Origin of the sequence: Pseudoalteromonas sp. NGC95, from assembly GCF_015864705.1 — a bacterium.
GTDB classification, from domain to species: domain Bacteria; phylum Pseudomonadota; class Gammaproteobacteria; order Enterobacterales; family Alteromonadaceae; genus Pseudoalteromonas; species Pseudoalteromonas arctica.
The window spans coordinates 1-22,843 of record NZ_JADYWR010000013.1 but is presented as its reverse complement, the minus strand read 5'-3'; the positions used below and the strand labels follow the sequence as shown (position 1 = coordinate 22,843).

At 38.5% G+C, this 22,843-nt stretch carries 20 protein-coding genes, 1 tRNA gene and 1 pseudogene; 19 read left to right on the top strand and 3 right to left on the bottom strand.

Annotation, left to right across the window (positions count from 1 at the left end):
- Window positions 1–49 precede the first annotated feature (49 nt).
- From thrS to I6E70_RS12855, 10 genes are all read left to right on the top strand, one after another.
- Window positions 50–1,960 carry a threonine--tRNA ligase gene (gene thrS, locus I6E70_RS12900; RefSeq protein ID WP_007582683.1) on the top strand — a complete coding sequence of 637 codons (1,911 nt, stop codon included), beginning with the start codon at window positions 50–52 and terminating at the stop codon, window positions 1,958–1,960.
- A gap of 59 nt (window positions 1,961–2,019) precedes the next feature.
- Window positions 2,020–2,580 carry a translation initiation factor IF-3 gene (gene infC, locus I6E70_RS12895; RefSeq protein ID WP_002960714.1) on the top strand — a complete coding sequence of 187 codons (561 nt, stop codon included), beginning with the start codon at window positions 2,020–2,022 and terminating at the stop codon, window positions 2,578–2,580.
- A gap of 212 nt (window positions 2,581–2,792) precedes the next feature.
- A complete protein-coding gene (gene rpmI / locus I6E70_RS12890; RefSeq protein WP_002960713.1) occupies window positions 2,793–2,993 on the top strand; it encodes a 50S ribosomal protein L35 in 201 nt (66 codons plus the stop codon).
- 15 nt (window positions 2,994–3,008) lie between these two features.
- Window positions 3,009–3,368: a 50S ribosomal protein L20 gene (rplT, locus tag I6E70_RS12885; protein WP_002960711.1), complete on the top strand. Its 360-nt coding sequence runs from the start codon at window positions 3,009–3,011 to the stop codon at window positions 3,366–3,368.
- 487 nt (window positions 3,369–3,855) lie between these two features.
- Complete coding sequence (locus I6E70_RS12880; protein ID WP_197188861.1) at window positions 3,856–5,673, top strand: M14 family metallopeptidase; 1,818 nt, start codon at window positions 3,856–3,858, stop codon at window positions 5,671–5,673.
- Between the two features lies 1 nt (window position 5,674).
- Entirely contained in the window at window positions 5,675–6,316 is a 642-nt protein-coding gene (locus tag I6E70_RS12875; RefSeq protein WP_197188860.1) for an MBL fold metallo-hydrolase, read from the top strand.
- A 107-nt stretch (window positions 6,317–6,423) separates the two neighbouring features.
- Window positions 6,424–6,882 (top strand): Lrp/AsnC family transcriptional regulator, encoded by a 459-nt coding sequence (locus tag I6E70_RS12870; protein WP_007375323.1) that lies wholly within the window; start codon window positions 6,424–6,426, stop codon window positions 6,880–6,882.
- A gap of 128 nt (window positions 6,883–7,010) precedes the next feature.
- Window positions 7,011–8,567: a SulP family inorganic anion transporter gene (locus I6E70_RS12865; protein WP_010554472.1), complete on the top strand. Its 1,557-nt coding sequence runs from the start codon at window positions 7,011–7,013 to the stop codon at window positions 8,565–8,567.
- A 251-nt stretch (window positions 8,568–8,818) separates the two neighbouring features.
- Complete coding sequence (locus I6E70_RS12860; RefSeq protein WP_007582687.1) at window positions 8,819–9,895, top strand: sensor histidine kinase; 1,077 nt, start codon at window positions 8,819–8,821, stop codon at window positions 9,893–9,895.
- Window positions 9,888–10,712, top strand: coding sequence for a LytR/AlgR family response regulator transcription factor (locus I6E70_RS12855; RefSeq protein WP_007582688.1), 825 nt, complete (start codon window positions 9,888–9,890; stop codon window positions 10,710–10,712). The genes I6E70_RS12860 and I6E70_RS12855 overlap by 8 nt, the downstream gene beginning before the upstream one ends.
- A 68-nt stretch (window positions 10,713–10,780) precedes the next feature.
- Here the strand turns inward: I6E70_RS12855 and pyk are convergent, their stop codons facing one another.
- On the bottom strand, window positions 10,781–12,217 hold the full coding sequence (pyk, locus tag I6E70_RS12850; RefSeq protein WP_007582689.1) for a pyruvate kinase: 1,437 nt from the start codon (window positions 12,215–12,217) through the stop codon (window positions 10,781–10,783).
- A 377-nt stretch (window positions 12,218–12,594) separates the two neighbouring features.
- Between pyk and gndA the strand changes: the two genes are divergently transcribed.
- Window positions 12,595–13,968, top strand: a complete 1,374-nt coding sequence (gene gndA, locus I6E70_RS12845) for an NADP-dependent phosphogluconate dehydrogenase (protein ID WP_010554474.1) — start codon at window positions 12,595–12,597, stop codon at window positions 13,966–13,968.
- Between the two features lie 69 nt (window positions 13,969–14,037).
- Here gndA and ansA read toward each other — a convergent pair whose 3' ends face one another.
- Window positions 14,038–15,048, bottom strand: coding sequence for an asparaginase (gene ansA, locus I6E70_RS12840; protein WP_197188859.1), 1,011 nt, complete (start codon window positions 15,046–15,048; stop codon window positions 14,038–14,040).
- Between the two features lie 82 nt (window positions 15,049–15,130).
- Window positions 15,131–16,996 (bottom strand): signal peptide peptidase SppA, encoded by a 1,866-nt coding sequence (sppA, locus tag I6E70_RS12835; protein ID WP_197188858.1) that lies wholly within the window; start codon window positions 16,994–16,996, stop codon window positions 15,131–15,133.
- Window positions 16,997–17,214: 218 nt separating this feature from the next.
- On the opposite strand from sppA, the gene I6E70_RS12830 reads away from it, so the two are divergent.
- The 8 genes and pseudogenes from I6E70_RS12830 to I6E70_RS12795 all read left to right on the top strand — a co-directional run.
- Entirely contained in the window at window positions 17,215–19,176 is a 1,962-nt protein-coding gene (locus tag I6E70_RS12830; RefSeq protein WP_197188857.1) for an oxidoreductase, read from the top strand.
- A gap of 93 nt (window positions 19,177–19,269) precedes the next feature.
- On the top strand, window positions 19,270–19,953 hold the full coding sequence (locus tag I6E70_RS12825) for an HvfX family Cu-binding RiPP maturation protein (protein ID WP_007582701.1): 684 nt from the start codon (window positions 19,270–19,272) through the stop codon (window positions 19,951–19,953).
- Window positions 19,954–20,083: 130 nt separating this feature from the next.
- A complete protein-coding gene (locus tag I6E70_RS12820; RefSeq protein ID WP_007582703.1) occupies window positions 20,084–20,632 on the top strand; it encodes an NAD(P)H nitroreductase in 549 nt (182 codons plus the stop codon).
- Between the two features lie 203 nt (window positions 20,633–20,835).
- Entirely contained in the window at window positions 20,836–21,213 is a 378-nt protein-coding gene (locus I6E70_RS12815) for a hypothetical protein (protein WP_007582705.1), read from the top strand.
- Window positions 21,214–21,371: 158 nt separating this feature from the next.
- Window positions 21,372–21,462, top strand: a tRNA-Ser gene (locus I6E70_RS12810).
- Window positions 21,463–21,514: 52 nt separating this feature from the next.
- Window positions 21,515–21,901 (top strand): hypothetical protein, encoded by a 387-nt coding sequence (locus tag I6E70_RS12805; protein WP_010554477.1) that lies wholly within the window; start codon window positions 21,515–21,517, stop codon window positions 21,899–21,901.
- 69 nt (window positions 21,902–21,970) lie between these two features.
- Window positions 21,971–22,591, top strand: a complete 621-nt coding sequence (locus I6E70_RS12800) for an FKBP-type peptidyl-prolyl cis-trans isomerase (RefSeq protein ID WP_007586200.1) — start codon at window positions 21,971–21,973, stop codon at window positions 22,589–22,591.
- Window positions 22,592–22,700: 109 nt separating this feature from the next.
- Window positions 22,701–22,843 (top strand): annotated as a pseudogene (locus I6E70_RS12795) (IS3 family transposase); the annotation flags it as partial.

Sequence of the window (22,843 nt, the reverse complement as noted above, 5' to 3'; positions counted from 1 at the left end):
AAATACACGTGATACATTGTAGGTGTCACCACTGTAGCAAGGATTTATAATGCCAGTTATTACTCTTCCAGACGGAAGTCAACGTAGTTTTGAAAACCCTGTAAGCACGCTTGATGTTGCAAACGATATTGGCCCTGGTTTAGCTAAAGCGACCATTGCGGGTCGTGTTAATGGCGACCGTGTTGATGCATGTGATTTAATTAGTGAAGACTCTCGTCTTGAGATCATTACCGCTAAAGACGATGACGGCCTTGAAATCATTCGTCACTCTTGTGCTCACTTAATTGGTCATGCAGTTAAGCAACTTTTCCCAGACGCAAAAATGGCAATTGGTCCTACCATTGATAACGGTTTTTACTACGATATCGATATGGAACATTCATTATCACAAGATGATCTTGAAGCAATTGAAAAGCGTATGTTGCAACTTGCAAAAACCAACTACGACGTAGTGAAAAAAACAGTAAGCTGGCAAGAAGCACGCGATACATTTGAAGCGCGTGGCGAAACATACAAAATAGAAATTCTGGACGAAAACATCGCTAAAGATGACCGCCCAGGATTATATCATCACGAAGAATATGTAGACATGTGTCGTGGACCTCACGTTCCTAACATGAAATTTTGCCAAAACTTCAAAATAATGAAAGTTGCGGGTGCATATTGGCGTGGTGATTCAGAAAACAAAATGCTACAACGCATTTACGGCACAGCGTGGGGCGATAAAAAGCAACTTAAAGCGTATTTAAAACGCCTTGAAGAAGCTGAAAAACGCGATCACCGCCGTATTGGTAAAGCGCTTGATTTATGGCACTGGCAAGAAGAAGCGCCAGGCATGGTATTTTGGCACAACGATGGTTGGAGCATTTACCGCGAGCTTGAAGAATTTGTACGTGAAAAGTTACGCGAATATGAGTACGAAGAAGTAAAAGGTCCAATGATGATGGACCGTTCACTTTGGGAAAAATCAGGTCACTGGGAAAAATATTCAGAAGCAATGTTTACCACTGAGTCTGAAAAGCGTGAATACGCGATTAAACCAATGAACTGCCCAGGACATGTGCAGATCTTTAACCAGGGTTTAAAATCGTACCGTGATTTACCACTTCGTATGGCTGAATTTGGTTGTTGTCATCGTAATGAACCATCAGGTGCACTACACGGTTTAATGCGTGTACGTGGCTTTACACAAGATGATGCTCACATTTTCTGTACCGAAGAGCAGATAATGGACGAAGTTTCAGCGTGTATTAAGATGGTTTATGATACATATGAAACATTCGGATTTGAGAAGATTGTAGTTAAGTTATCTACTCGCCCAGAACAACGCATTGGTGAAGACCATATGTGGGATAAAGCAGAGCTTGCTTTAGCCGAAGCACTTAAGCTAAACGATATTGAATTTGATTATCTTCCGGGTGAAGGCGCGTTTTATGGTCCGAAGATTGAATTTACTTTATACGATTGTTTAGACAGAGCGTGGCAGTGTGGTACAGTGCAATTAGACTTTGCATTACCGGGTCGTTTAGGCGCTACTTATGTAGCAGAAAATAACGAACGTCGTACACCTGTAATGATACATCGTGCTATTTTAGGTTCTATTGAACGCTTTATTGGCATTTTAACTGAAGAGTACGCTGGTTTATTCCCGACGTGGCTTGCGCCAAAGCAAGTGGTAATTATGAATATTACCGATAAACAGGCTCCTTATGTTAAAGAAGTTGTACAAAAATTAAATAAACTTGGAATTAGAGCCGCTGCTGACTTGAGAAATGAGAAGATTGGCTTTAAAATCCGTGAGCATACACTGAAGCGTATTCCATACTTGCTTGTCGTTGGCGATAAAGAAGTTGAACAACAAGAAGTAGCAGTGCGTACTCGCACAGGTGAAGACCTAGGCAAATTTAATGTCGATGATTTTGTAGCTAAAATTAGCGAAGAAATTAAAAATCGACAGTAAAAATCGAGCGTGTAAGGCATTAACAAACAGCCAATTACACGCTTATATTATTGATATTCTTGGAGGAACGTACTATTAGAGGCGGCAAGAAAGGGCAACAAACAGCTCAAAAAAATCGTATTAACGAAGAAATTACAGCGCAAGAAGTTCGTTTAATTGACATTGAAGGCGAACAAGCTGGAATTCAGTCATTACAAGACGCGCAAACTATGGCCGATGCAGCGGGTGTTGATCTTGTTGAGATCAGTCCAAACGCTGAGCCGCCTGTTTGTAGAATCATGGATTACGGTAAGTTCATCTTTGAAAAAAGCAAAGAACTAAAAGAGCAGAAGAAGAAGCAAAAGCAAATCCAGATAAAAGAAATCAAATTCCGTCCTGGTACGGATGAAGGTGATTATCAGGTTAAGCTTCGCAACTTACGTAAGTTCTTAGAAGCTGGCGATAAAGCTAAGATTACTATCCGCTTCCGTGGTCGTGAAATGGCTCACCAAGAAATTGGTATAGAATTATTAAACCGTATCAAAGCCGATTTAGAAGAACTTGCAGTAGTTGAGTCTTTCCCAAATCGTGTTGAAGGTCGCCAAATGGTTATGATGATGGCGCCTGTTGCTAAAAAATAATTTTTAAGCGATAATACGCACCGAAATTAGCTCAGGTCTGCAAGTAATATGCGAATATTCACCTGAGTTAACCGGTATTAAAGTAAGATTGCGGCATTTATGCTGGGTCTTCACCGGAACATGGCAGTAAGTTAGGCCTAAAAGTGGAGCTATAGAAATATATCTCACGCCTGCTTACTAATTTAAAAGCAATACAATTTGGAGTTATTGCAATGGCTTATAAGCTAAAAAGTCACAGTGGCGCTGCTAAGCGTTTCAAAAAGACTGCTTCTGGCGGTTTCAAGCGTAAACAAGCGCATCTTCGTCATATTCTGACTAAGAAAACTTCTAAGCGTAAGTTACACCTACGTCCTAAGATGATGGTTCATAAAAATGACCATGGTCTAGTTTCACGTATGTTACCGTTCGCTTAATAGGGGTTTTTAGAAATGGCAAGAGTTAAACGCGGCGTTGTCGCACGTGCACGTCACAAAAAAGTTTTAAAACAAGCAAAAGGTTACTACGGAGCACGTTCACGTGTTTACCGCGTAGCTTTCCAGGCTGTTACTAAAGCGGGTCAATACGCTTACCGTGACCGTCGTGCGAAGAAACGTACTTTCCGTCAATTATGGATTGCACGTATCAATGCTGCTTCACGTCAAAATGGTCTGTCTTACAGCCGTTTTATCAATGGTCTTAAAAAGACATCTGTAGAAATCGATCGTAAGATCCTTGCAGATATCGCTGTTTATGACCAAGTTGCATTCGCAGCGCTTGTAGAAAAAGCAAAAGAAGGCCTAGCCGCTTAAGCTTTTTCATATAAGTATTAAAAAAGGAGCCTATGGCTCCTTTTTTTGTGCCTGTAATTTAATAACTTACACTTTTTTATAGCTGAGCTAAATCGGCTTTTTCAAATTAATACCCATCTGCTTATATTAGCTCTATTTATCGATAAAAAGATACGTTAGAGCAGGGCGAAATTCACTACTTAGTTGTTCTTGGCAATTGCTCCATCATTACTCACTCTTCTGGATCCATGCAGACGTATATCAGACATTTTTGGCGCTGTTAGCGTCAGATGTAATCCTTTAAATTGATTAAGTATTTTTACGAGTTGGTATAAATAGTAATGTAATGAATTACTGTACATTAATAACGTTATATAGCCTTAAAAGACAGGTGTGAATGAGTGACATGTAATTGGCTGCATTTTTTTGTTGAATCACCGCAGTTTCCTCATTATAAAAAATTTAGTTGATATAATTTATATAATTAAGGCGTTTGTTAGAGAATTTTATGTTTGCAAGTTTACTAGTTTTATCTGCAAGTGTGGCGTATGACGCACACTTACCTCCATTAATTGAGTGGCAGGGGAAAAGCGTAGAGCTTTTACAAAAACAAGGGCCGTTAACTACAGATTTTGAGCTGTCAGCAGGTGAAGCGTCGCCAGATTATGCAAATACAATAGCATTTGTTGATAGGTTAGTTGCTGCAAACCCTACTCAGTTTCAATCTCAAACCATTGGCTATAGTAATAGCAAGCGTGCAATAAAAATGTTGATTGCCAGTGAACAAGGTTTTTTTGAAGCAAGGCAAATGGCTAATAGCACTAAGCCAACTATTTTTATTCAGGCAGGAATACATTCTGGTGAAATAGACGGTAAAGATGCCATGTTTATGTTGCTTAGAGATATAGCGACGGGTAAGCGCCGTGACATTTTAAAAAAGGTAAACATATTATTTATTCCTATTTTAAATGTAGATGGACACGAACGTAGCAGTGCATTCAATCGCATCAATCAACGGGGCCCTACAAAAATGGGCTTTAGAACAAATGCTAATAACCTTAATTTAAATCGCGATTTTACTAAATTAGATACCCCAGAAGTTAGAAGTGTTTTAAAGGTTATTAACGACTACAACCCAAATTTATACATTGATGTACACGTAACCGACGGCGCAGATTACCAATACGATGTGACTTATGGCTACAATCCGGTATTTTCAAGCGAGTCGCCTGCGGTATCTGATGCACTAAACCAGTTTTTTAAGCCTCTGATTGACGATACGCTAGCTAAGCAAGGGCACATGCCAGGGCCACTTGTTTTTGTTATGGACAAGCGCGACTTTAAAAAAGGATTAGCGGGATGGGTTGCTACGCCGCGCTTTTCAAATGGTTGGGGTGATTTAAAGTCATTACCGACTATTTTAGTTGAAAATCATTCATTGAAGCCTTACAAGCAACGTGTATTAGGAACTTACGTATTTTTAGATGGTGCTATTACTGCGCTATCAAAGCACAGTCATGAATTAGCTAATGCAGTAAAAAAAGAACAGGAATTTGTTCCTAAACAGTTAATAGTAAAGCGTGGCTATGCCAAGCAAGCTGATACGATTGCGCAGTTTAAAGGTATTGAGTATTCATCAAGCATGAATGCGCTCTCAGGCCAAAATGAAGTGAAGTATTTGGGTAAAGCACATACATATATTGACTTACCTATTTATTGGCAAAAAAATGTACAACATACAGTTGAAGTACCTAAAGCTTTTTTTATTCCGCCTGTATATCGCAATATTATTAAGAAATTAAAGTTACATGGTGTCTCTATTAATAAACTTGAAGGGGCAAACACACAGCCTTTAAAAGTAGCAAAGGTGGCAAACTACACGTTTGATAAAGCACCATTTGAAGGCCGTTTTAGAGTGTCAGCAAGTTTTAATTATGTCCCTGCTATAAATGTAGATTTAGATGGTTGGTATCAAGTCAATACTCAACAAAAAGCAGGTGAGCTTGCTGTGCATTTATTGCACCCTGAAGCACCAGATTCGTTTTTTGCATGGGGGGAATTTAATACTATTTTTCAGCGTACTGAGTACATGGAAAACTATGCACTAATTCCGTTTGCACGCCAAATGCTAAAAGACAATCCAAAGCTAGCGCTTAAGTTTGATGAAAAGCTTAAAGATAAATCGTTCGCAAGCGACGCTGATGCGAGATTAAACTGGTTATATGAGCAAAGTCCATTTTATGATCAAGCGTACTTAAAGTACCCAATATTGATGTCATTTGAAGAAGAAGTTGTTATCCCGGATCAAAAAAGTAAAGAAATCTAATATGCAAATTATAACCATACCCGTCACTGCATTTGCACAAAATAGTCGTATTATTTGGTGTAGTGAAACTAAACAAGCCGTAGTCATAGACCCAGGTGGCGACCCTGATAAAATAATAGCAGCCCTTAATGAGCATAAACTAGAATTAAGTGCTATTTGGTTAACGCACGGGCATTTAGATCATGTGGGTGGGGCTGATATTTTACGTAATCAATTTAACGTACAAATTATTGGCCCACAAAAAGATGAGAACTTCTGGTTTGAAAACTTACCTATGCAAGCACAAATGTTCGGGTTTAAACCCATTGAGCCTTTTTATCCGGATATTTGGCTAAACCATAACGACACCGTGAGCGTAGGTAAACTTAGCTTTTTAGTGAAGCATTGCCCAGGGCATACACCTGGTCATATTGTGTTTTATCAACAAGACAATGAATGCGTTATTGTAGGTGATGTTATTTTTAAAGGCTCGGTAGGGCGAACTGATTTCCCTAAGGGGAACAGCGAACAACTTATAGAGTCGATTAAGACGCATATTCTAACCTTGCCTGATAATACTAAAATATTGGCAGGGCATGGGAGCGACACTACGGTTGGATTTGAAAAACAAACAAATCCTTTTGTGAGTGGTAAGTTTGGTTAAGTTACTTATTTGAAGTTTGGCAAACTGCATAAAAATTAAAAATAAGCAGACTGAGTTTTAAAATGGTTGTATAATTTAACCAGTTTATTTGATAAATAAGAAATAAAATGTCTCTAAATCACGTAGATCGCCAAATATTGGCACTTTTACAACAAGATGCTAGTTTATCAACCGCAGAAATTGCTGATAAAGTAGGCTTGTCTCAATCTCCATGCTGGCGTCGAATTGCCAAGCTAGAGCAAGATGGTTATATAAAAAGCAAAGTGGCTCTTTTAGATGAGAAAAAACTTGGCTTTGATATGCTTGTATATGCACATGTGCGTTTATCAAATCACGGTAAAAAGAACCTTGCTGAATTTGAAAAACTTATAATGAGTTATGATCAAGTAACAGAGTGTTACACCATGGCTGGAACAATGGACTTTATGCTACGCATAATTTCACAAGGCATAGAAGGTTATGAGCACTTTGTACGCGATAATTTACTAAGCTTAGAATATGTACAAGAAGTACATTCTAATGTAACAATGACATGTGTAAAACGTAGTACTTCCCTCCCTTTATAAAAGCACTTCTTTTAAAAGCTAAACCTCTTTTAGTTTAGTTTAACCACATAATGACAATTGTTAACTGAGCGCTAATTTGGTAGAATTTAGCGCTTTTTTGATACCCATTACACCATTTGAGGAACTCAATGTTTAACTTACTCAGTAGGGCGCCTAGCTCTGCTAAAAACGATATTTTATCTGGATTAACTGTGGCGCTAGCCTTAGTTCCAGAAGCTGTTGCGTTTGCCTTTGTTGCAAATGTAGAACCTTTAGTTGGTCTATATGCCGCGTTTATCGTTGGTTTAATTACGGCTATATTTGGTGGCCGCCCTGGTATGATTTCAGGTGCAACCGGTGCACTAGCTGTTGTTATGGTAAGTTTAGTGCTTGATCATGGTGTTGAGTATTTATTTGCGACCGTATTGCTCATGGGCATACTGCAGATACTCGCGGGTGTATTTAAACTCGGTAAGTTTATCCGCATGGTTCCTCATCCGGTAATGCTTGGTTTTGTAAACGGCTTAGCTATTGTTATTTTTCTCGCTCAGTTAGGACAATTTAAAGTGCCTGATGGTATGGGCGGACAAGAATGGATGACGGGTAACCCGTTATATATTATGCTTGGTTTAGTGGCTTTAACCATGGCTATTATTCAGTTTTTACCTAAATTAACAACGGCAGTACCCTCTACATTAGTCGCTATTATTACAGTGACCGCTTTAGTTATTGGTTTGGATTTAGAGGCGCATACTGTAGTTGATTTCTTGAAAGGAATGACAGGCGACGAAGCTGCAACAATTGCAGGCGGTTTACCTCAATTTCATATTCCTATGGTACCGTTTACTTTCGAAACGCTACAAATTATTTTTCCTTATGCACTTATTTTAGCGGCTATTGGTTTAATTGAATCATTATTAACGCTTAGCTTAATTGACGAGATTACAGAAACTCGCGGTCATAGTAATAAAGAGTGCATAGGCCAAGGCGCTGCAAATATTACTTGTGGTATGTTTGGTGCTATGGGTGGTTGTGCAATGATTGGTCAATCAATGATCAACATTAACTCAGGTGGTCGTTCTCGCTTATCGGGTATAAGTGCTGCATTGATGTTGCTTGCGTTCATCATATTCGCTTCAAGCTTAATTGAGATGATCCCACTAGCTGCACTTGTTGGTGTTATGTTTATGGTTGTATTAGGTACGTTTGAATGGGCCAGCTTTAAAATGATGAAGCGTGTGCCTCTATCTGACGCTTTCGTAATAGTACTTGTATCGGGTGTGACGGTTATTACCGATTTAGCGATTGCAGTATGTGTAGGTGTTATTGTATCTGCATTAGTATTTGCTTGGCAGCATGCTAAGCACATATACACAACTAACTATATTGATGAAGAAGGCGCTAAAGTATATGAGTTACATGGCCCGCTTTTCTTTGGTTCAGTTAAAAACTTTGCAGAGTTATTTGATGTTAAAAATGACCCTAAAAATGTAATTGTTGAATTTAAGCATAGCCGCGTATCTGATCACAGTGCAATAGAAGCAATTGACACACTTGCTGATAAGTATACAAAAGCAGGTAAACAACTTCACTTACGTCACTTAAGTAAAGACTGTACGCAGTTGTTGCATAAAGCACGCGATTTGGTTGAAGTGAATGTGATTGAAGATCCAACATACAAAGTAGCATCAGACAAACTAGCTTAATTTACACAAAGCTATTTATATTTAAAAAGCGAAAGGTGAATAACCTTTCGCTTTTTTAGTGTATCTACTATTTGTTTGCGGTAAGACTATTAAAAAGCAAGGTAGGCTGTAGTGCTATGCAAACTCATAAATCTATATAATAAGACTATCTAATTTTATTAAAATTAGCCCTACATAGGTAAAAATAATAAAGAATAACAAGCGCCTATTTTATGGAATTAGTCTTTAACTATACGGAGTAAACATCTATTTTGAACTGGCAATCTTTAGTCGATAACAGACAACGCTTTTTTTGGCTTTTGCAAATTGCAGGCTGGATTGGTTATGCGTTAGTAAATTATATTGGCTCTAAAGTATTTGAAATGCGTGATATATACGTATTTGTTATTTTATTAAATGCTTACGCTGGTTGCTTAATGACAGTACCGCTTAGGTATATTTACCGTAAAATTTGGAATGCCTCGCCTTGGGTATTAATGATTGTGGTATTTGGTGCCTCTTATGTAACAGGTACTTTATGGGCTGTCGTTCAAAAATTTAATTTGTGGGAAATATACCGCCATGGTTATAGACCAGAGGAGTGGTTTTATTACCTGCAGCAAGGCTTAGATTCTGTATATATTATTTTATGTTGGAGTGGTTTGTACTTTGGCGTTAAATATTATCAGTTATTACAAAGTGAGCGACAAAAAGCGTTAAAGGCCACAACTATGGCACACGAAGCGCAACTAAAAATGCTCAGGTATCAGCTCAATCCCCATTTTTTATTCAATACACTTAACGCTATTTCTACTTTAATTTTGGTTAAAGAAAACAAAGATGCTAACTTAATGGTAGCAAGGCTAAGTGACTTTCTACGTTATACATTAAATACCGATCCAATAAAGAAAGTACCGCTAGAGCAAGAGTTACATGCACTCATGCTTTACTTAGAAATAGAACGTGTACGTTTTGATGAGCGATTAAAGGTAAATGTAGATATAAGCGAGCAGGCTAAAGAGGCTTTAGTACCGAGCTTAATTTTGCAACCTATTATAGAAAACGCGATTAAATATGCTATTGCCCATCTAACAGAAGGTGGAGTAATTGATATAAAAGCACAGGTATTTGCGAATGAGTTATTACTAGAAGTGGGCGACAACGGCCCAGGTACTGACATACTCGATGGCCAATTAGTTAACGCTCAAGGCGTAGGTGTCGCTAATACCAAAGATAGATTAAAAACGTTGTATGAAAATAATTATTCGTTTGTATTATCACATAATACGCCAAGTGGATTAAAAGTTAATCTGCGAGTACCTTTTGAGAAGGCTGTGAAAAATGACTAAAATAAAAACACTCATTGTTGATGATGAACCGTTAGCACGAAAAGGTTTAGCGGTAAGGCTCGAAGAATACTCTGATATTGAAGTAATTAAATTGTGTAGTTCAGGCGCTGATGCAATTGAAATGTGTCAAAGCGAGAAAATTGATTTGGTTTTTTTAGATATTCAAATGCCAGGTATGAATGGCTTTGAAGTAGCAAGAGCCCTTAGCGAAAGCTCAAAAGCATTACCAGCGATTGTATTTGTAACGGCCTTTGACCAGTTTGCTGTAAAAGCGTTTGAAATTCATGCTCTCGATTACATTTTAAAACCCGTTGATGATAACAGACTAAAACAGGCGGTAGAAAAAGTGCATACCTACTTAAAAACGCAGCAAGACAACGCCCATAAGAAAAAACTAGCGAGTTTTGTAGCCGGTATTACTGGTAACAATTGCGAAGAAATACTTAAAAAATTAGCCACTGGCGATATGCTAACAGACAGACGTTACCCAGAATCGCTTGCTGTAAAAGAGCAGGGTGAAATTATTCGAGTACCAGTAGCGACTATCCAATGGGTTGATGCAGCAGGTGACTATATGTGTTTACACTGTGAAGACGGACAAACGCATATTCTACGTAAAACAATGAAAGAGCTTGAGCAAGAGCTCGACCCTCAGTTATTTGTGCGTGTGCACCGCAGCGCAATAGTAAATACAAAACAAATTAGTAAACTGGTTACACAAGTAAGTGGTGAGTATTTATTAGTACTTGAAAATGGCCAAGAATTAAAAGTGAGCCGTAGCTACCGAGATAAGGTTAAAGCGGCGTTAGCAAGTTAAAGCCAACGCTTTTATTACAGACACAAAAAATGCGAGCTAAGCTCGCATTTTTTATATTCGGCGTTTAATTATGCAACAGTTACAATTTTCATTGTGTTAGTTGCGCCCACAGTTTCCATTGAGTCACCGTGAGTAATAATTACTGTATCGCCAGACTGTAAAGACCCTTGAGAAACTAAAGTATCAAGCGCAGCTTTTACCATACCGTCTTTTTCAGTTTTTGTAGAATCAAAAAATACTGGGTAAACACCACGATAAAGTGCTGTTTGACCTAATGTACTCGCATGACGTGAAAGCGAGTAGATTGGTAAGCCTGAGCTGATACGCGACATTAATTTCGCTGTACTACCAGATTCAGTAAGTGTGATAATTGCTTTAACAGAATCTAAGTGATTAGCTGCATACATAGCAGAAAGCGCAATTGATTCAGCATTGTTAGAAAAGCGACTATCTAAACGGTGCTTAGAAACGTGCGTTTCTTTTTGCGATTCAGCACCTAAACAAACGCGTGCCATAGTCGCAACTGTTTCTTCAGGATAATCACCAGCAGCTGTTTCAGCTGAAAGCATTACAGCATCTGTTCCATCAAGAACAGCATTTGCAACATCCATAACTTCTGCACGTGTAGGCATAGGGTTATCGATCATCGATTCCATCATTTGCGTTGCTGTTACTACAGTACGGTTTAATGAACGAGCACGACGAATAATTAGTTTTTGCTTGCCCATAAGAGCAGCATCACCAATTTCAACACCTAAATCACCACGAGCAACCATTACAGCGTCAGACGCTAAAATGATGTCATCAACAGCTTCTTGGGTTTCAACGGCTTCAGCACGTTCAATTTTAGCAAGTAACTGTGCTTTTGAACCAGCAGCTTCAGCAAGTGAGCGTACGTAGCGCATATCGTCGCCACTACGTGGGAATGATACGGCAATGTAATCTACGTCAATTTCAGCGGCAGTTATTAAATCTTCTTTGTCTTTTTCAGTAAATGCTGGAGCAGTTAAGCCACCACCTAAACGGTTAATACCTTTATTGTTAGATAAAACACCGCCAACAGTGACTGTACAATGCACTAAATGCCCAGCTACTTCATCAACACTTAATTGAATAAGGCCGTCATTTAGAAGTAGTAAATCGTTAGGGCTTACATCGTTAGGTAATTCTTTATAATCAATACCTACAGAGTTTATGTCGCCTTCGCCTTTTTCCATTTTTGCATCAAGGGTAAATTTTGCACCCACAGCAAGCGTTACTTTACCTTCTTTAAAAGTAGAAACGCGGATTTTAGGGCCTTGAAGGTCAGCAAGGATAGCAATATGCTTGCCTAATCTTTTTGCAATATCGCGTACAGCTTGTGCACGGTCTTTATGATCTTGGGCAACACCATGTGAGAAGTTTAAACGTACTACATTAGCCCCAGCGATAATAATTTTTTCTAAGTTGTTATCTCTATCGGTAGCAGGTCCAAGGGTAGCGACTATTTTCGTGCGTCTTAGCATCAATTTCTCCTGTTTGCTTGGTGAAAGCATGTTGACGTTATTTTGTTGACTTAAAATATCTATATCAGAATAAAATATTTTAGTTATGTGCAAACTTCAAAGGTTTGCCACTATTTTATACAAAACTATTGTGTCATCATTATGACACCGGTGTCAGAATGCGTCAATGATCTTAATTTCAATTAGCTTTGCTTTTAGTCACCCCGAGACCATTGATGTTTGATATAATTACGTAGCTTATTTATCTGTAATAAAAAAGCATGTTGTATTGACTCATAATTAGTATTTTATGACTGTATGAGTATAATGCACGCGGTATTATTTAATTTATACACTGAATTTTCTAACCAAATAGTTGTTACCGAGGAGGACACTAGATGCAAGTTGCATTAGTAGGGTTAGGCGTTATGGGAAAAAATCTTGCCCTAAACTTGATTGAAAAAGGGATAACGCTAGTCGCTTATGACAAAAACCCACATGCGGGTGAAGAGTTACTAAGTTGTGCTAAATCTCAAGGCATGGCTGATAGGCTTCACATTGTCTCTGATTTAAGAGACATGGTAAGGCGTTTAGAGGCACCTCGTTCTATTTTATTACTTGTACCTGCTGGTGAGTTAGTTGATACAGTTTGTAATGAACTTGTAGAGGCCGGCGTTAACTGTGACGATATGATTGTCGATTGCGGTAATAGTAATTATAAAGACGGTATAACGCGTAAACTTAAATACCAAAATAAATTTGAATTTGCCACTATGGGAATTTCTGGCGGTGCAGAAGGCGCTCGCCATGGTCCTGCAATGATGGCAAGTGGTTCTGAGGGTGGTTGGGAACGTATTGAGCCATGGTTTGAAAAAGTAGCTGCTAGCTATAATGGCGACTCGTGTTTTGCACGTGTTGGTCAATCAGCAAGTGGTCATTTTGTAAAAATGGTTCACAACGGTATTGAATACGCACTTATGCAACTTATTGCTGAAGTGTACCAATTACTTCGTTTAGGCACTAATCGTTCTCCAAAAGAAGTGGCTGAGATATTTAATGACTGGTCAGAAGGTCAATTAAATAGCTACTTACTGTCTATTTCTAGCCACATATTGTCACTTGAAAATCATAATAATGTACCGCTTGCGGACTTAATTGATAATAAAGTTGGCGCTAAAGGTACTGGTCTTTGGACTGCGCAAAATGCACTAGAACTTGGTATTGCAGTTCCTTCACTTGTTGCTGCTGTACAAGCACGTCATTTAACTAATGCATGTAATACAACGGCTGCACAAGAGATGACGTATGCATCTAAATCAACTAACAATGTTGAAATTGATTTAGAAGAGCTAAAAGAAGCGTTCTTACTTGCAAGCTTACTAGCGTATCGCCAAGGTTTAGCGTTAATTAAAGGTGCATCACGTACTCATCAGTGGAAAGTTGATTTATCTAAAACGCTTCAAACGTGGCGTGCTGGTTGTATTATTCGTGCTGACTACCTTGATAGCGTTGCACAAGGTGTTGAATTTATTGATACCCTTGAGAAAGAGTCTAACTCTTTGCGCAAAATTACCGGCCAAGCAATAATGACTGGTTTAGCATTCCCTGTATTGGGTGCTACACAAACGTATTTAGCAACATTAACCACACCGAGTAATGGGCATTTAGTTCAAGCCCAGCGTGATTACTTTGGTGAGCACGGCGTTAAAACCCATAGCGGTGAAACATGCCATTTAACTGACTTAGTAGATATCGACGCTAAAGTTAGATAATAAACAGTTGTTTAAAACGATAAAGGCACGCTATTTAGCGTGCCTTTTGTATTTTTGGTGCTGTGAGATTTAACGGCTTAACTCACCACGTAAATTGTCTTGCATTAAATGACGAATCGTCTCTACTTCTAGCTTTTGGCTAAATAAATAATGTAATTTAGTTAAACATGCTTCAAGGGTCATATCGTATCCACTAATAACACCAATATTTAACAGTGCATTACCCGTTGCATAGCCGCCCATATTTACATGGCCTTTTAAGCACTGGGTTAAATTAACAATAACGACGCCACGTTTACTTGCTTCTTCAAGTATTGATAAAAAGTTAGGATCTTGCGGTGCATTACCTACACCAAAACTAAGCAACACCAAGGCTTTAATATTGCCATTAACTAAGCTTTTAACCACTTCTTGACTAATACCAGGGTATAAATAAAGCACACCAATGGGTTGAGGTGTAATAGGAGTAACTTGCAGCTCATTTTCAACATAAGGACTAAGTTGGCCTTTAATAAGTTGAATACTAATACCCGATAACGCTAAGGGATCAAGATTAGGCGACGCAAATGCATTAAATCCATCGGCGTGGGCTTTAGTTGCTCTGTTACCTCTAAACAGTTGGTTATTAAAAAATAGACTTACTTCTGTAATTGGATAATTTGCCGCTAAATACATTGCATTCAGAAGGTTTACTTGACCATCTGAGCGTAATTGAGAAAGCGGAATTTGTGAGCCAGTTACAATCACAGGTTTAGTTAGGTTTTCGAACATAAACGATAGTGCTGAGGCTGTATACGCCATTGTATCGGTGCCATGAAGCACAACAAAACCATCATAATCTTGGTATTTGTTTTTAATGTCATCAGCAATAAGTTGCCAATGCTCAGGAGACATATCTGAAGAATCTATAAGAGGGCAGTATTCGTGAATATCAAACAAAGGCATTTCATCACGGTTAAACTCTGCGTTGTTCACTACGGTTTCTGTTAAAAAACCTTCAGCAGGAATATAACCTCGACTCGATTTTTTCATACCTATAGTACCGCCAGTATAAGCGATATAAATGCGTTTACGTTTCATAAAAAAAGCCCAGTAAAAAAACTGGGCTTAGTATAACGTTAAGTAACTTTAAATACAGCTGATTAGGTAAAGCTATGCACTTTTATTGTGCAACATTACACACTAAACAACGTGCATATACACCTTGTGGATCGTTGTAATCTTTAAGGTTTTCAACTTCAGTACTTAATTGGTTAATAACGCTTTGCAAGTTAGCTTGCGTTGCTAACACAGATGTTTTTTGTGTTTGTAAACCAAGCATCGATTTAATAGACGCGTTACCAAAAATATTTTGAATCATTTTTTCTTGCGAGCTTAAATCTTGTTTAATGGTTTTAACTTCATAGTGATTAAGTTTTGCAAGTGCTGCAGCTGCTTTTATAGCATCTTGTTTATCACCAAGTTTGTCTACTAAACCTAGTTCAAGTGCTTGAGATGCAATCCATACGCGGCCTTGGGCAATTTTATCAACTTGCTCAGGCGTCATATTACGGGCATCAGCGACAACGTTTAAAAAGCGACCGTATGCTTCTTCAACGTTCATCTGAATTACTTGACCCATTTTTTCGTTTAGGGGACGAGTGATAGAAAAACCAGCCATTTCGGTTGTTGCAACGCCATCTGAATAAACACCAATTTTAGATAAGGTTTTTTCAAATGTCATAAACGTACCAAACACACCAATTGAACCTGTAATAGTACTCGGTGCTGCCCAAATTTCGTTTGCAGCAGAGGCAATCCAATAACCACCTGATGCAGCTACAGAGCTCATAGAGGCAATAACAGGCTTACCAGCAGTTTTAAGCGCTAATACTTCTGCACGAATAACTTCAGAGGCAAACATACTACCGCCACCTGAATCAATGCGCAGTACAACCGCTTTAACTTTGTCATCAAGGCGTGCTTTACGAAGTAGGGCTGCTGTAGAGTCGCCACCAATTTCGCCAGCTTTACGCTCACCATCCACAATTGTACCTTTAGCAACTACAACGGCGACTTTTTCGGTAATAGGGTTATCAAATTCAATCGGTGGTTTAACCAAGCTTAAGTATTCACGAAATGAAACTTGCTTAAATGTTTTGCCATCTTCTTGTGCGCCAACTAAATCAATTAATTGTTTGCGAACTTGTTGATTTGTTTTTAAAGAATCAACCCACTGGTGGTCAAGTGCATATTTACCTGCATCGCCATCTGCAGCTTTCATTTTTTCAAGATATACGTCCATTGTCTCGTCGAAATTTGACTCATCAAATGGGCGAACCGCAGCAACATCTTGTTTGTATTCGCTCCAAAGAGCGCCTAACCAAACACGGTTAGCTTCTTTGGCTGCTTCAGACATGTCGTTACGAATGAAAGGTTCTACTGCTGACTTAAATGTACCAACACGGAAAATATGCTGCGTTACTTCAAGCTTTTCAAGTGCATCTTTAAAGTAAAGCGGATACATGCCGTAACCTTCAATACCTACGCTACCGTATGGGTGCATAGCTATTTCATCAGCATGTGATGCAATATAGTATTGTGCTTGGGTATAGTAATAACCCGATGCAATCACTTTTTTGCCAGCTTGTTTAAATGCATCAATAGCATTGGTAATTTGCTTAAGTTTGTTTAAATGCGCTTTAGGCATTTCTTGTAAATCAAGCAGCATCACCGTAATGCGATCGTCTTTAGTCGCTTCGTTTATTACTTCAACAATATCGTCGAGTAATATTTCGCTTGGCGCTTCAGAACCAGAAGTAGCATCACTAATTGCAGCTTCGACCGGATCTATGTATGTTTTTTCTTCAACAATAGGGCCATTTAGGTTAAGCCTAAGCACAGAGCCATTTTCAACTATTATTTTATCGTCGTCACTTGAGAGTGACACTAAGAAAACAATTACCAGTAATAAAAACAGAATGTTGAGTATTAAACGACGAGAAAAGTTAATCCCAGCCCAAATACCTTTAAATACCTTTGCTATCAAAATAGCTCCTTAATTTGGTACAGTTAATACATTAGTTCCATCTTAGCCTAGAATAAAAATAAATTTAACTGCTAAATCGTAACGAAGTGTTTATGAGGTGCTATTAAGACATGTTTTTATGGCTTTTTTAATTAAATGAAGGCACATATTGCTTATTACTTGCCATTAAAGCAGAATTAGCTAATGTATACAGGTTAGACCAGTTAACGGGGCACAAGATGTTAGAACAACAATTACAATTAAAACACACACAATTACGTAACCGCTTAGTGATGGGCTCAATGCATACAGGCCTTGAAGAGGGATGGCATAACCGCAAACGCTTACGTGCATTTTATGAAGCACGTGCAAAAGGCGGCACTGCAATGTTAATTACGGGCGGATACAGCCCTAATTTACGTGGCAAATTAACACCTATTTCATCTTCATTTAATAGTTATTACGATGTATTTAAGCACCGCGCTTACACAGATGCTGTGCATAAACACGGCGGAAAAATTTGTTTGCAATTATTACACGCTGGACGTTATGCGTACCATCCATTCAATCAAGCACCAAGTGCAATAAAAGCACCTATTAATCCTTATAAACCTAAAGCGATGTCGCTTGGCTCGATTAAAAAAACAATTAAAGACTTTGCGCACTCTGCCTATATGGCTGAAAAAGCCGGCTACGATGGCGTTGAAGTTATGGGTTCTGAAGGGTATTTGATTAATGAGTTTATGGCGCCGCACACCAATAAACGTGAAGATGAATTTGGTGGCAGCCTAGAAAATAGAATGCGACTTGCGCTTGAAATAGTTAAAGCTGTAAGAGCAAAAGTATCTGAGCAATTCTTAATCATTTTTAGATTGTCGGTTATTGATTTAATCCCAAACGGTTCAACACCAGAGGAAGTTGTCATACAAGCTACCGAGCTTGAAAAAGCGGGTGTTGATATATTTAACACAGGTATTGGTTGGCACGAAGCGCGTGTACCAACTATTGCGAGTATGGTGCCGCCAGGTGCATTTAAAGAAGCATCAAAACGTTTAAAAGACGTGGTGAGCGTGCCAGTTATTGCTGTTAACCGAATTAATACTCCAGAAATAGCTAACGATATTTTAAATGCAGGCGAGGCTGATTTAATTTCGATGGCAAGGCCGCTACTTGCCGATCCAGAGTTTTTTAATAAATACGCAAATAATCAATCTAAGCAAATTAATATTTGTATAGGGTGTAACCAAGGTTGTCTAGATCACGTATTTAAAAATAAACGTGCTACGTGTTTAGTTAATCCACAAGCTGCATTTGAGCTAGATTACCCGTTAGAGCAAGCAACCAAAGCTAAAAACGTATTAGTAGTCGGTGCAGGCCCCGCTGGTTTATCGGCAAGTTGTTACTTGGCTCAAAAAGGGCATAACGTCACGTTAATTGATCAAAAACCGCAAATGGGTGGCCAATTTAATTTAGCTATGCAAATACCAGGTAAAGAAGACTTTAACCATACTCTTACTTACTTCACTAATGAGCTTGAGCGATTAAAAGTAACTGTAGAGCTTGGTAAAGCTTATGACGATTCAATGCTTAAAAACTATGATGACATCGTATTTGCAACTGGCGTTAGGCCGCGTGAAGCCTCTATTAAGTGTAGCGATGATAAGCGTGTATTTGCTTATGACGAAGTTATACGCGGCGAAGTAGAGCTAGGTAAATCAATTGCTATTTTAGGTGCCGGTGGTATAGGTTTTGATATGGTTGCGTTTTTAAGCGAACATAAATCGCAAACTATTAGCGAGTTTAAAACGCAATGGGGGATTGAGTGTGAAGCCCAACCTCATAAAGACGAACGTCAATTGTATATGTTAAAACGCAGTACGGGTCGTTTTGGTAGCGAGCTTGGTAAAACAACGGGTTGGATACATCGCCAAGTTGCTAAGCAGCATGGCGTTAAGCAAATTGCTGATTGCCAATACCAAAGCTTTGATAAAAGCGGACTAACTATTAATGTTGCTGGTGAAACTCAAATACTGCCAGTAGACACTGTTATTGCCTGTATTGGCCAGGTTTCTAATAACGAAGTGCTAGAAAATTACACAGATAACGCAAAGGTACATGTTATAGGCGGAGCTAAACTAGCTGCAGCTATTGATGCTAAACGCGCTATTTTTGAAGCACTTCAGGTCGCTAGAAGTATTTAACCTTTGTAAATAAATTGAAATAGTTTATCAATTCATGCGGTCTTTGCTGTTTATAGTCTATAACTTAATAAACAGTGAACACACAGGATACGCATGAATAAACTAACCAATCTTTATGATGCAATATTGGGTAAACTATCATTTTTAGATGGTTTACCTGCATTGCTATTTCGCTTGATTTTAGCCCCTGTTATGATCATTGCAGGTTATAACAAACTTGCTATAAGCGGTGAGACAGAAGGTTTCTTTGATAACTTTTTAGCATCTCCAGATGTAGTTCAATGGTTTGGTAATAATGAATGGGGTTTAGGATTACCGTTTCCTGACTTACTAGCTTTTTTAGCTGGCTGGAGTGAATTTTTAGGAGGTTGGTTTTTATTACTTGGCCTTTTAACTCGCTTGGTCAGTATCCCACTTATGTTCACAATGGTTGTCGCTGCAACCTCAGTGCATTGGCATAATGGTTGGTTTGCAATAGCACCAACTAATCCAGAAACAAGTGCTGCGCAAGTGCTCGATTGGTTATCAATTCCGGGGGCTAAAGAAAGCCTTGAAAACTCACTAGAAGTACAAGACCGAATAGGTAAAATTCGTGGCTTAGTTGAAGAACACGGGTTTCCTGATTATCTATACGAAAAGGGCAAGCCGTCTATTTTAAACAACGGTATAGAATTTTCGGCAATTTATTTTGCTATGCTTCTTAGCTTGTTTTTTATGGGCGGTGGGCGTTTTGTTAGTATAGATTACTGGTTAAGGCGAAATATTGTAAAAGAATAACGTATTTAATCTACTTTACTAACGGCCGCATAGCTTAACCCTTTGCGGCCGTTTTGCATTTTAATTTCTCGGTATTTATTTTTTAAGGGTTTAAATGTTACTCTAGCGTTTTGAATTTTGAGGAATCGTTATGAACGCTATCGAGCTTTTACTTACCCGCCAATCAGACTCTAAACTAACAGAGCCGGGCCCTACGCCTGAGCAGCTCGACATAATTAAGCAAGCAGCATTACGTGTTCCTGATCATGGCTGTATAGCACCGTGGCAGTTCATTGTTGCTCAAGGTGATGCACGCAATAAACTGGGTGAAATTTACCATCAAAGTGCAGTGGCAGAGCAACAAGAAGAAAAAGTAATTAACCGTGCTAAAGAGCTTCCCCTTCGTGCGCCTATGATTGTAATAGCAATTGCTAAATATCAAGAACACCCAAAAGTTCCTCGAATAGAACAAGTACAAAGCGCAGGCTGTAGTGTATTAGCGATGCAACAAGCTGCATTTGCCCAAGGGTTAGGCGGTGTTTGGCGCACAGGCTACTTTGCACAAAGTAGCGCGGTTAAAAAAGCGCTTAACTTACATGAGCAAGATGAAATAGTAGGGTATTTATATATAGGTACACCCGAAGTCGATTGTAAAAAGTCGCCTCGCCATAAGCCAGAAAACTATTTTAGTAATTTGTGAAATAGTATGAACTTTGCGCAACTTACATAGTCATAATTCATTAAGGTTACAAAGAGTATTATTTAGAAGTTAATGACTTGGCTGTAAGAAGCGCTTGGAAGCACTAAATTTACTAAATCTTCTTCAGTTTGTTTTTTAATCGGTTGTTTTTTGATACATTATGGAAAGTCTTAATAAAAATAACGATAAAGAAGACGAAAACTATGGGAAATTTATTTTTACGTGAAAAAGAGAATTGGCTAGCATGGTCAATTTGGGGAATCATTGGTGCTTTTGTAACACTGTATGTTGCAATGAGCACAAATGCATCACACTTTATAGCCGGTTCAGCGATGGGTATGCTTGTGTTGTTAACATGGTGGATGCACCAGTCCAAACGTTTCGACTTTGGGCGTGCATTTAAAGTATGTTGCTACGTTTTATCGCTTAGTGTGCTACCTGCTTTTATGTTTGTTGTAGTACCAAGTGATGATTTAAATCGATTCGATTTAATTTTTCAAGGCGTTACCTTTACCGCACTGAGTATATTGGCTTGTTTAATCTGCTCTTGGATTGCACGTAGACCTAAACAATATTATTAATGTGTTTAACTTTAGTCCATTAACTACACTTTTATTAAAGTGAAGAGCTTAACAAAAGAACAAAGTGGGTCTATTTTATCCAATATGTTAATATTTTATATTAATTTCTATTTAGCTCTTTACAAGTTATGTATTTAGCCATATTATTCGCGCCGTGCGGAGAGATGGCAGAGTGGTCGAATGCACCGGTCTTGAAAACCGGCATGGGTTTATAGCCCATCTAGGGTTCAAATCCCTATCTCTCCACCATTATTTAAAAAAACCGCCTTATGGGCGGTTTTTTGCTTTGTGGAGTTTCTAAATGACTAAAGCAACAAACCTACCAACCTCGCAGAAATTAATAAAACATCTTTTATTATGGACGGTATTTGGTTACTGCTATCAAAGTGCTATTAGCTTATTAGTAAAAATGGCTATAGATGCTCAACCAGAGTATCCATTAATTACCGCTTTAATTTATGGTGTTGGTTTTAATGTTTTAGCTGCCCATCTTATTACCAAATACGATAAGCATTGGCCAGTTATTGGCTCTGTTTTTATTGGTTGTATAGGGCTGCTTGTAGTGCCATTTTTACTGTTTGGCGAATCAGGATTACTAACAATGCCTCTACTTGTTGGAATTTTATTCAGTTTGCCGCTTTGTAGTTATATTGTTGGCCTAATTAAGCTAAAACTCAGCAAAAACTAGCCCCAAACGCGGTTTATTTTGTGATAGCATAGTCGCGTCTTTTAACTAACAAAACGTGAAAAACACATTATGTCAGATAATTTTACTACAGATGCTGAAAAAGCAAGTTACGGTATTGGCTTACAAATGGGTGAGCAACTTAAGTCTAATCCTTTTGAAGGCTTAAACCTAAATTCAGTATTTGAAGGCATGAAAGATGCGTACGCTGGTAGCGCATTTCAAGTTGAGATCCCTGAGATCCAAGCTGCATTTGAAAAAATCAACGAAGAGATTCAAGCTCGTCGTGAAGAAGAGTCTAAAGTACTTTCTGCAGAAGGTATTTCATTCTTAGAAGAAAACGCAAAACGTCCTGAAATCACAGTAACTGAGTCTGGTCTTCAATACGAAGTACTAGCAACTGGCGAAGGCGAAAAGCCAACAGCTGAGTCTACAGTACGTGTTGATTACCACGGTACACTTATTAACGGTACTGTGTTTGATAGCTCATACGAGCGCGGTCAACCAGCTGAATTTCCAGTTGGTGGCGTGATCAAAGGCTGGACTGAAGCATTACAAATGATGCCTGTAGGTACTAAATGGCGTATCTACGTTCCTCATGAGCTTGCTTATGGTGAACGTGGCGCAGGTGCTGCAATCGCACCTTTCTCAACGCTTGTATTTGATGTTGAGCTACACGAAATCATTTCTTAAATTAAATAAATTTTAATTTAAGAATTTAAAAAGCCGTATTCAATTTGAATACGGCTTTTTTGTGTTTGTTGTCTCGTCCTGAAATGTGTTTACACATTTAGGATTTATTATGACCAAGTCAAATAATACACCGCTCAAACGAACACAACGAGATTATTCATTAGGCTTTAAATTACAAGTTGTCGACGCTGTAGAAAAAGGCGATATGACTTATAAACAAGCCCAAAAAATTTATGGCATACAAGGTCGTTC